The following is a 10,654-nucleotide window of genomic DNA, read 5'->3' as shown; positions in this document are numbered from 1 at the left end:
CAGCGGCGCTGACCGCGATTATCGAGTGGGGGAGTTTCAAGTGACCATACCCGGGGGATTTTGACCGACCCACGGGGTCTTCGGTTGACGCCGCCTTGGAAGCCACTTGGTATTTTCAGTGCGCGAACCGAAAAGACCTCGGTCAAACCATTGCCGAAAGACGTGCATTTGCTTTCGGAGTTTCGGCTGGTCCGGGCACGGCTGTCGTCATTGAAGACCTTTCCGCCTCTGTGATTTACGCTCGGGTGGTCCGATTCGGATGAACGCCGCCACTGCGGACATCCGGAGAGAAAGTATCGAGGCCGAAGTCGATTGGAATGCGTACCCGCAGCGAGGAACCGTCGTGAAGCATCAGAGAAAGCGCGAACTGAAAATCTCGGATGTGAGCCGCCTGACCGGTGTGCCGATCTCAACTCTCAGGCTTTGGGGTGACCGAGGTTTGTTGCAACCGGACATCTCTCCGACCGGCTACCGACTGTTCACCGAAGATCACGTCAAGCAGGCAACCAACATCAAGCGTCTGCGAACCATTCAGGGTCTCAGCATTGCGGCGGTGAAGGCGACGCTGGCCGGCAATATATCGGCTGAAGACCAGTCATCTGAGCCAAATCCCGAGCCGATAGCCGAGGCGGTCGGTACGAAGTTGCGGGCCCTTCGGCAGGCGGCGAAACTTACGCTTCGCGAGGTCGCGGAGAAGACGGGCATCAGTGCCTCTGTGCTTGCGTCCATCGAACGCACCTCCCTCGGTGTGCATATCCCCGAGGCGAAGTCACTTGCAGCCTTTTACGGGGTAACGCTGACATCCCTGATGTCCGGTCAGTCATCCAATTCAGGCTCCGAGATCGTCATTCGAGAACATGGCGGCTCGGTGCTTCCGACACTGGGAAAAGGACTGCGCGTTGAGCAATTGGGAAGTGGTCGCGAGATGATGGACTGCCAGCGCTGGTATATCGAACCGGGGGTTGGCAGCCACGGTTCATACAGTCACGATGGCGAGGAATTCGTCTACGTGCTGCTCGGTGAATTCGACATCACGCTCGAAGACAGTCGAAGTCATCATCTGCGGCAAGGCGAGAGCATCTATTTCAAGAGCACGTGGAAACACTCCTGGCGAAATCCCGGCCACAATGTTTGCGTGCTGCTGTGGGTAAACACCCCACCGACTTTCTAAACATCGGAAAGCGACGAGGCTCCGAACCCGAACCGTCATCGTACCGGCTTCGACGAGGCTCCTAAAGCGGGATGAGTTTTGGTTGAATCGATGCAGGCCGAGGTTCGCCCCTCCCGCAGGGAGAGGGCGGATCGCATCGTAGGACGCGATCCGGCGTTCAGGCCTCAGTGAACGCCGGCCCCCTCACTCGGCTACAGAAGCCAGTTGCTCAAGCCGAGAGCGCAAGACAGGCGTATTTCAGTTCAGTAAATTCGAGAATCCCGTGATGCGATCCCTCGCGGGAGTTCCCGCTCTCTTTCACGCCGCCGAATGGCGCGAGTTCGGTTGAAATCAGGCCGGTGTTGATCCCGACCATGCCGAAGTCGAGCTGCTCGAGGACACGGAAGATGCGACCGACGTCACGGGAGTAGAAGTAGGCGGCAAGCCCCGACGTCGAGCTATTGGCGGCCGCGACAACCTCGTCCTCGCTCTTGAAACGAAATATGGGGGCAATCGGACCGAACGTCTCTTCTTGCGCGAGCAGCATCGCGTCCGTCGCGCCTTGAAGCACCGTCGGCTCAAAAAAGGTCCCGCCAAGGGCGTGACGCTGACCACCGACCACAATCGAGGCGCCCTTGGCCACGGCATCGTCAAGGTGCGCCTGCACCTTAGACAATGCCCTTTCGTTGATGAGAGGTCCCTGCTCGACATTCGGATCGAGCCCATCGCCAACGCGCAGCTTAGCGACTTTGGCAGCCAGTTTCTTTACGTAAGCATCGTGAATACCGTCCTGGACGTAGATCCGGTTGGTGCAGACGCATGTCTGTCCCATATTTCGATACTTTGAAACCAGCGTGCCTTCGACAGCAGCATCGAGATCGGCGTCGTCGAAAACAACGAACGGCGCATTGCCACCGAGTTCGAGGGCTACTTTCTTAACAGTCGTCGCCGCTTGAGCCATCAGCAGCTTTCCGACCGCAGTGGAGCCCGTGAACCCCACGAGCCGCACCGCCGGATGTCCCGTAAGAACCGAGCCAATGGCCTTGGCATCTCCAGTGATCACATTCACCGTTCCGGCTGGAAACCCGGCGCGATGGGCGAGCTCGGCCAGAGCGAGCGCCGTGAGCGGTGTTTCCGGCGCGGGCTTCACCACGACGGCACAGCCAGCCGCCAGCGCAGGCGCGATCTTCCGAGTGATCATGGCGGCGGGAAAATTCCAGGGCGTAATGGCCGCCACGACTCCGATCGGGCGCCGCTGCACTAAAATCCGCGCATCCGCACGATGCGAGGGAAGGAGCTCGCCAAGAACCCGCTTTGCCTCTTCCGCATAGTATTCGATATAGGCCGCCGCGTAATCAATCTCTCCTCGCGCCTCGCCGAGCGGCTTGCCCTGCTCGCTCGTGAGAATGATCGCGAGATCCTCGCGTGCGGCTATTACGAGATCGAACCAGCGACGCAGGATCGAGCTCCGCTCCTTGCAGGTTTTCGCCGCCCAGGGGCCAAAGGCAACGGCAGCAGCATCGACTGCGGCCGTCGTCTCCTGGGCGCCGAAATTGGGCACAGCCGCAATCACCTGTCCGTTCGCGGGATTCTTGACCGCAGTGTCGGCGGCACCGACGAATTGACCGTTGATATAGGCCTGCGACTTCAGGAGCGAACAATCCGAAAGCTGTTCGACGAGCGGTATCAAATTCGGCATAAGCGTCTACTCAGCGAGCGTTGACGAGCGCGTTTTGAAGCTTGCCAAGCCCCTCGATCAGAAGGGCGTCTGATATCGTCAGCGGCATCAGCAGTCGGATGGTGTTGGCGTGTACGCCACAGGCCAGGAGAATCAGCCCCTGTTTCAAGGCCTCCTGAATCACGCGTTTTGTCCCGTCGGGATCGGGCTCCGCTTCCCCGGGCGACTTCAGAACATCGAATGCGATCATCGCGCCTGGACCACGAACAAAGCCGATTGGGATCGTATCGTTACGCCGGGCGATCTGCTGAAGTTCGTCCGTCATCAATGCACCTAGTCGGTTGGCACGATCGATCAGCCTTTCGTCGACGATTACGTCGAGAACTGCAAGCGCAGCCGCGCACGCGATCGGACTGCCGGCGTACGTGCCGCCGAGACCACCGGGCTCGGGGGCATCCATGATGGCCGACCGCCCGATTACGCCGGACAGCGGAAACCCGCCGGCGAGCGATTTCGCTACCGTAACGAGGTCAGGTTCGACACCGGAATGCTCAATGCCGAACATCTTGCCGGTGCGCCCAAATCCAGTCTGCACTTCATCGGCGATCAGTACGATACCATTGTCGTCACAGATGCGTCGGAGCGCGGCCAGCAGTTCAGTTGGGGCCGGATGAAAGCCACCTTCGCCCTGAACCGGCTCGATGATGATCGCCGCAACGTTCACCGGATCAACGTCGGCACGAAACAGGTAGTCGATCGCCTTTAAGGCATCAGCGACCGAAACTCCGTGCTGCGGCACCGGAAAGGGTACATGCCAGACCCCGGCCGGCATGGGGCCAAACTTCTTCTTGTAGGGGGCGATCTTTCCCGTCAATGCACTTGTCATGAGAGTGCGACCATGGAAGCCACCAGTAAAGGCTATCACGTCCGTGCGGCGCGTATGCGCACGCGCAATCTTCACCGCGTTCTCGACCGCCTCCGCGCCGGTCGAAAACAAGATGCTCTTGGCGCTCTCTTTGAAGGGAGCAAGTTCATTGAGCCGTTCGCAGAGCTCTACGTAGGGCTCGTAAGGGACGACCTGAAACGCCGTATGAGTGTAGGCGGCCAATTGAGTTTCAACCGCCTTCAGAACCGCCGGATGTCTGTGCCCCGTGTTCAGGACCGCTATGCCGCCGGCGAAATCGATGTAGCGACGGCCGTTCGTGTCCCATAGTTCTGAATTTTCCGCGCGAGCAGCAAAAACGGGAAATGCGGAAGAGAGCCCACGTGGTACTGCGGCGGCGCGACGGGACTGAAGTAGAGCGCTATTGGACACGAGCCAGTTTCCTCCTAGATTCGGAGAAAGCTATCCTCCTTCATTGCTCTGCCGGTATTGTTTTAATTACGACGCAGTGGTTCATGAAAAGCACCACCGTTGCGCTCGCCGAGATTGCATCGGAGGCTGCGCCTTCGGAGATCGGGAGTCGCGCGACGTTGCGAGGGCGATGCTCATATAGCGGGCGCTCGCTCGTCCTGCGTCGGCCCCCCGCTCCTTGATTTCGATCGCAGTGGTGCACTACAGTCTCCACTGAAGGGCAAGAGCGAGCCGATGAAGTCACGTACGAATCCCATGCCGAAAACCAATCCTGCGGACGATGTCCTCGTCGAATCGCCCAGGATGCCACCCCTGGTCATGGTGAGAGCATTCGAGGCGGCGGCGCGAGCCGGAAGCATGCGGAAGGCTGCTGACGATATTGGCGTGAGCCACACCGTCATCAGTCGTCACGTTCGAAACCTCGAGGCTTGGGCAGGACGCAAGCTGCTTGAGACTGGGCCGCGGGGCACCCTGCTGACACAGGAAGGCGCGATTTTTCATCGAGCTGTATCCGAGGCATTTCAAATCATCGCGGCTGCGGCTGTCGAGCTACGCCCGCGCACGCGCAAGGGCATGTTGCGTATCTGGGCGATGCCGGGCCTGGCAACTCGCTGGCTCGCACCACGCCTATCTGAAATCGAACGTACTCTAGCTGGGGCAGACATTGTCCTCAGAGCAATCGATCGGTTGCCGGACTTCTCGAAGTCAGAAGCAGACGTGATGATCGGCTTTGGTTCAAGAGGCGACTTGCCCGCGGGCGCAACCTGGTTGATCAGTCCGAGGGTGTTTCCGGTTGCAAGCAAGGTCTGGATCAAGAGAAACGGGCAGCCGAAGGACTTAACCGAGCTGTCCAGGCTGCCCTTGATCCATGAGGAGAGCCGGCACCAATGGACAAGCTGGTTCAAAGGCGCCGGCTACAAGCTGCGAGGCGCGCTGAGCGGGCCCATGCTGTGGGACGCTAACATGGCAATCGACGCCGCCTTGGCGGGCCAGGGCATCGCGTTGGCTTCTCGCTTGACCGTTGCTCAGGAGATCGATGGCGGAAACCTTGTCGAGCTCCTAAGAACTAATGTTAAGCTAAATGGATACTATCTTCACATCAGGCCCGAACGTTCCCGCGACCCTGTTATCGAGAGGCTGCGCATATGGCTGGATGACGGCCTCCGAAAGGAAGAGCAAAGCAGGTAGATAGTTCGTTCGAGTTTCGGCGTCGACGGCGATGTGACGAACAATTCTTGTCCCCTGTGCCGGTTAGCAAGATGGCATCGGAGTAGGCATGCGGCACTGTTGTAATATCTGCATCACAGATGATGGTGTGGATGACACCCACTCGACGGCATCAAATGTGCCAGAGTGTTGCCGAGGCAACAGAGAGAGGAGTCATCCACAATGCATCCTACCACCATCGGCCTAGATCTCGCCAAACACATTTTTCAAGTGCATGGCGTGGACGCTGCGGGCAAAGTCATCATACGCAAGAAACTTCGGCGCTCGGAACTGAGGGCTTTTTTCGAGAAACTTCCACCCTGCCTGGTCGGCATGGAGGCGTGCGGGACCGCCCACTATTGGGGCCGTGAGCTGGCAGCGCTCGGCCATGATGTCCGACTGATGCCGGCGGCTTACGTGAAACCCTACGTCAAACGCGGGAAGAACGACGAGGTCGATGCAGAGGCGATCTGCGAGGCCGTGACCAGGCCGACAATGCGGTTCGTCCCGGTTAAGGGCGCTGAACAGCAATCGATCCTAATGCTGCACCGGACCCGCGACCTGTTCGTGCGCCAGCGTACCATGTTGGTCAATTCCTTACGGGGCCAGCTCGCCGAATTTGGCTTGATCGCACCACAAGGTATCTGGCGCATCCCGGAACTTCACGCGCTGGCTCAGAATACCGACAACTCTGTGCTCCCTGAGCCGGCTCGGGCCTGCGCTGAATTGATCATGATGCAGATTGAGGACTTGCAAGCGAAAATAACGGCGATCGAGCGAACGCTTATGGCTCGTCACCGTGCGAACGAAATGAGCTTGAGGCTGGCATCGATACCCGGCATCGGCGTGATTACGGCCACCGCGATGGTTGCGACCGTCGTCGACGCCAGCGCGTTCAAGTCCGGGCGTCACTTTGCGGCCTGGATCGGTCTGGTGCCACAACAAAACGGGACTGGCGGCAAAGTGCATCTCGGTCGGATCTCGAAGAAAGGCGAGCCCTACTTGCGACGCCTACTCGTGCTCGGCGCCACCGCCGTGGTCCGTTACGCCCGCAACAAACCTGAATTCGCCGGGTGGGTAAACGCGTTGCTGGCGCGAAGGCCGGCGCGCGTGGTGACGGTCGCGGTTGCAAACAAGCTTGCGCGCATTGTCTGGGCCATCATGCGGCGTGGCGGATCCTTCCGACAAAGGCCACTCGGGATAGCATGAAAGTGGCTTGGCAATGAATTGAGGCTTGCAATATAGATATCGAACACAACGATCACACGAATTGGTAGGAGCGACGACGACGTAATGGCATCCGGTCGACAAACCGATGATTGGGACATCCCGTACCTCACATGGGATTGCCTGCGTCAAGACAATTACGACATATCTGCTCCCTCCTCGAAAATTTCGGCTCCAGATTTGGGCTCAATTGCGTGACGCGGCTCGTTTTGCTGAGCCTGATCAACCTCACATTCGGTCGCCTGCGTGGCGTACCAACATTCCGCTTGCGGCGGGCTGAGCCCAGATGACGATACCATCCTGTGCAACGGCCGTTAGCCAAGGTTCGGGGTCGGTTCGTCTATCTGGATCCGCCAAGGTTCATGATGCCTTGGTGGATTTCAGAAGAGCGTGACGCGAGGGACCATTATGCGTTTTTCATAACGGCGCCTTCTATCTCGACTCCAGAGGTCACGTATTTCCAAAGGGCTACGAGCAGCTTGCGCGCCAGCGCGACAATAGTCGTTTTCTTCATGCGTCCGCCATTGCGTTCGACGCGTGCCTTGAACCATTTCGCCAATGCTGAAGCCGGCTGGTTTCGCAGCCATAGCCAGGACATCTGGATCAGCGTTGTTCGCAATCTTGAATTGCCCGCCTTTGAAACACCTTGCTCGCGTTTGATTGAACCGCTCTGCCAGGGTGTAGGCACCAGCCCGGCATAGGCCGCGACTTGACGACGATTATCAAAATGTCGGAACAGTCCCTCCGCCCATAGGATGTTGACAAACTCGGCGCCGAGCCCTTTGATCTCAAGCAGCATCGTGACCGGCGACGGCTTCGTCTTGTCAGCGCTCTGCGCTTCGATGAACGCGTCACGCTCATCCTCGACCGCCTTAATCTGCTCGATGACCAATTCCAGCCGGTCCAGTTCCCGACCGATCTGGGTTCTCATGTACTTTGGCAGTGCGCGCCCATCTCCCGTTTGCAACTGTTCAAGCCGCAGTCGACGATCTCTACGGAGTGGTTCGTAGCCGGCAATGCCTTGCGAAAACAGCAGACCCTTGATGCGATTGACATGTGCGACGCGTTCGACCATCAGCGCCTTGCGTTCCCGGCCAATCCGCCGCCGGTCTTCATCCTCGCAGGAGATGGCCCGTACCATCGCGCAAACGCGCGGCTCTCCTCTCTTGAAGGCCAACAGAACCCGCAGCAGCGTCTCGCCATCGATACGATCAGTCTTCACGCGCCGATGTTTGCGTGCTGTCGCGACCGAGGCCGGATCCACGATGTGGCTCTCGATCCCCTCCTTCACCAACGCGCGGTGAATCCAGAAACCATCGAGCCCGGCCTCCTGAATCGTGATGATCGGATGCGTCCGCCCGGTTTTAGCTTGGCTTCTTTCTCGTAGCTTTAGGAACAGATCGAATAGGCCGGCGATGTTGCCTGCCGCTATAGTATGTTTCGACATCTTCTCGCCGTTCCCGGGCAGCAGCGACGTAATTAGCCAGGTTGAACGTGAAAGCTCCATCGAAACGAAAATCGCGGCAAGATTTGTCTGGATGGTGGTCGCGGATTTTTTGACTTTGAACATCAGTGCCTCGAAATAACTGGTTTAGGGACGAGCGCTATTCTGCAAAAGCGTCGGCCGTCGTCCAACCCATGGAATCTGTGCACGGACTTCGAATCCGTCAACGATGATTGGGGCCAAATCAGCGGACAGCCATTAAGGCCCGCGGCTCATATGATCCGCATCATGAGGCCGGACAGATGACCGCAACGACCAAATGCTGCAACGTCGAAAAAGTTCTTGCCATGTGGGTGTCATCCACAGATGCACAGGTGTGGATAGAGCACTTCGTTCCTTACTGTAGCACTAGAGAGCATTTTCGTTTTTGCTTCAAATTGCTCTCCACTGATTGAAATTTCCTCAAGTCGGGCTCGCTAGGTTGGAGCCCATGCCAATCAATCCAAAGTCCTGGGCTGCAGATTTCACCGAGCAGCTGATCGTAGGCGACGAGCACGTCCCGTTGGATCGGGTCGTCGCCCGTCATGCCGACGCCTTCACAGAGCTCCGGGAGCTTGGGATGACCTGGGGAGGCATATCGCAACTGCTCATGCGCGCAGGGGCCCTTCGAGCCGACGGGAGCCTCATTTCATCAGATCAGCTCCGGGTGGCGTATGCCCGTGTCGGAAAGAGGACGGCTTCTACTGAACAAAAGGCGCGGCGCCACGCGAAAGCCGGGCCCGCGCGGGCGAAGGTCGATGCCCCTCCGCTAGTTACGGATTTACCGTCCGCGCCGGCCTCGGTGGCGCCAAGCGATCCAGAAGCGACTGGCCCGCAAGATGTCTCCGGCAATGAGATCGAGGCAGCCCTGGCGCGCCTCAATAAAATTGGGCCAACAGGAGAGAAGAAGTGACATTCAAAGAGTTGGGACGGCAGCTCGAAGCAGCCCGGTTGCAGCGTGACCAATATTTCTCGCGCCTTTACGGCCTCGATACCGTCGAAGACTTTAGCCACGTCGAGCAGCGGGATCTGGATCCTTCCAATCCCTATTATACCATCCAGCTGTTCTATAACCCTGCAAAGTTTTCAACGGCGGCCTCGCGCCGACAATTGACCAAACATCTCGCGGCGGCGAAGTCGAAGTATGTAGGCCGGGATGTCGAGCTGCGTCCGATCAGTGCGGATTCGTTGACCTACCGTAGCATGTCGCTTTTTCCCGACACGGAAAAGCACTTTACCGAGTTTGGCTATGTGATCGACGTCGAGCATCGGGAAAAGAATTCGGGACGCCGTGCCCACCTCCTGGTTGCAAGCCATAATATCGACGTTCTGCGCATCAACGCTCATCATTGGGGCCGTATGCTACTCGAAGGCGGAACGTCGTTGGGACTATGGACTCGCGCTCCTCTAGAAAAAGAACGGGATCGGCTTTTTGAAGCGATGGCGCCGATCATGGGCTGCCGCACGGCTGCAGACGTGGGCAAGAACAAAACCGAAGCAACTATTCCGCTAATTGAGCACGAGGGCATCTTGCTTGGCGGGCAGTCGGTGAAGAAGCGTATCGTGCATATTGCCTACGCCGTGGCTCCAGGGACCGTGGCCGAACACGGTCGGCGAGAATATCAAACCTTGTTCTCCGACCAGAACGACCTCGCGCAGGAGCAGATGGCCTTTGAACTCGCAAACGCGTATCAGATCTTCGAAGGCAACGATCCTCGGTTAACGAATAATGCCTCAGACACGGGGGACGCGATTCTCACCTGGTTCAGCCAGGTCGTGGTCGCACAGCGAAAGATCTGCTGGCTGCTGAAGTCCAAACAAGATTGGAGTCTGGCTCTCAAACAGCTTAAGCGAGAGAAGGACGATCACGCCGGTCCAACCGGCGTGACGAAACTGCCTAAAAAGATCAAGGAAGCGCAAAGCTGGTCCGAGCTGTTAGCAAGCGAATTGGACGAGCACGCCGAGAATATTCAGAGCTCGATCGGTCAGCGCCCCGATCCCAAAGAGATCAAACACGAAGTGACCTTGCAGGAGTACATACTCGCAGCACTGCATGGCAGCACGATTGATCTGGGCGCGGACAACGAACATGAATTCTTCCAGTCCGGCTCGCATCTGATCGCGCTCGCGCATTGGATCGGTACCCTCAAGCGGACGGGACAGCAAACCTTTGGCAAATCCATCGCGCGTTGCCTTTGCATCGGCTGGGCCGACATTGAAGCGGGTCAGAATGTGCTGCTTGGCCAATTTCCGATGGAGGTCTGGCGCCTCCTGCTGCAGCGTTCGAAAGGCTTCTTTGCGCCCTTGGTCAGAGCCCCCAATAAGCTTCCGCGCTTCGACTATCGCGGCTTCGAAGAAGCCAAGCCTATCAGTGTGCGATATGATTGGATCACGGAGGAAACGTTGCGCGCGCCTCGATGTCGGGCAACGGCTCGTACTATCGCCTTGCGCGGTCCAATGTTGTGCCTTCCGGTCCATCAAATTGATCACTGGAAACGAAGGGCGGACGTTGTCCGCCATCACCACGGATTCACAGTCTGACCTTAGGTGAGACAC

The 10,654-nt window shown here is 58.1% G+C and carries 8 protein-coding genes; 5 read left to right on the top strand and 3 right to left on the bottom strand.

The window, feature by feature from the left end; genetic code table 11:
- Positions 1-259: 259 nt before the first annotated feature.
- Positions 260-1,171 carry a MerR family transcriptional regulator gene (locus JQ621_RS18135; RefSeq protein WP_212236017.1) on the top strand — a complete coding sequence of 304 codons (912 nt, stop codon included), beginning with the start codon at positions 260-262 and terminating at the stop codon, positions 1,169-1,171.
- 208 nt (positions 1,172-1,379) lie between these two features.
- Here JQ621_RS18135 and JQ621_RS18130 read toward each other — a convergent pair whose 3' ends face one another.
- Positions 1,380-2,849: an NAD-dependent succinate-semialdehyde dehydrogenase gene (locus tag JQ621_RS18130; RefSeq protein ID WP_212236016.1), complete on the bottom strand. Its 1,470-nt coding sequence runs from the start codon at positions 2,847-2,849 to the stop codon at positions 1,380-1,382.
- A gap of 10 nt (positions 2,850-2,859) precedes the next feature.
- Entirely contained in the window at positions 2,860-4,143 is a 1,284-nt protein-coding gene (gene gabT, locus JQ621_RS18125; RefSeq protein ID WP_212236015.1) for a 4-aminobutyrate--2-oxoglutarate transaminase, read from the bottom strand.
- Between the two features lie 273 nt (positions 4,144-4,416).
- Here gabT and JQ621_RS18120 point away from each other — a divergent pair, with 273 nt between their 5' ends.
- A complete protein-coding gene (locus tag JQ621_RS18120; protein WP_212236014.1) occupies positions 4,417-5,370 on the top strand; it encodes a LysR substrate-binding domain-containing protein in 954 nt (317 codons plus the stop codon).
- Positions 5,371-5,571: 201 nt separating this feature from the next.
- A complete protein-coding gene (locus JQ621_RS18115) occupies positions 5,572-6,597 on the top strand; it encodes an IS110 family RNA-guided transposase (RefSeq protein ID WP_212236013.1) in 1,026 nt (341 codons plus the stop codon).
- A 424-nt stretch (positions 6,598-7,021) separates the two neighbouring features.
- Here JQ621_RS18115 and JQ621_RS18110 read toward each other — a convergent pair whose 3' ends face one another.
- Complete coding sequence (locus tag JQ621_RS18110; RefSeq protein ID WP_212236012.1) at positions 7,022-8,185, bottom strand: IS110 family RNA-guided transposase; 1,164 nt, start codon at positions 8,183-8,185, stop codon at positions 7,022-7,024.
- 364 nt (positions 8,186-8,549) lie between these two features.
- Here JQ621_RS18110 and JQ621_RS18105 point away from each other — a divergent pair, with 364 nt between their 5' ends.
- Positions 8,550-9,011 carry a hypothetical protein gene (locus tag JQ621_RS18105; RefSeq protein ID WP_212236011.1) on the top strand — a complete coding sequence of 154 codons (462 nt, stop codon included), beginning with the start codon at positions 8,550-8,552 and terminating at the stop codon, positions 9,009-9,011.
- Positions 9,008-10,639: a hypothetical protein gene (locus JQ621_RS18100; RefSeq protein WP_212236010.1), complete on the top strand. Its 1,632-nt coding sequence runs from the start codon at positions 9,008-9,010 to the stop codon at positions 10,637-10,639. Before JQ621_RS18105 ends, JQ621_RS18100 begins: the two co-directional genes overlap by 4 nt.
- Positions 10,640-10,654: the final 15 nt, after the last annotated feature.

It is taken from the genome of Bradyrhizobium manausense (genome assembly GCF_018129685.1).
Lineage (GTDB): Bacteria > Pseudomonadota > Alphaproteobacteria > Rhizobiales > Xanthobacteraceae > Bradyrhizobium > Bradyrhizobium manausense_D.
This window is presented reverse-complemented; position numbering and strand designations above follow the sequence as displayed.

Bases quoted from the DNA above. Each gene is read 5' to 3' on its own strand.
- JQ621_RS18135 (WP_212236017.1), top strand. From the start codon at position 260: ATGAACGCCGCCACTGCGGACATCCGGAGAGAAAGTATCGAGGCCGAA.
- JQ621_RS18115 (WP_212236013.1), top strand. From the start codon at position 5,572: ATGCATCCTACCACCATCGGCCTAGATCTCGCCAAACACATTTTTCAA.
- JQ621_RS18120 (WP_212236014.1), top strand. From the start codon at position 4,417: ATGAAGTCACGTACGAATCCCATGCCGAAAACCAATCCTGCGGACGAT.
- JQ621_RS18105 (WP_212236011.1), top strand. From the start codon at position 8,550: ATGCCAATCAATCCAAAGTCCTGGGCTGCAGATTTCACCGAGCAGCTG.
- JQ621_RS18130 (WP_212236016.1), bottom strand. From the start codon at position 2,849: ATGCCGAATTTGATACCGCTCGTCGAACAGCTTTCGGATTGTTCGCTC.
- JQ621_RS18110 (WP_212236012.1), bottom strand. From the start codon at position 8,185: ATGTTCAAAGTCAAAAAATCCGCGACCACCATCCAGACAAATCTTGCC.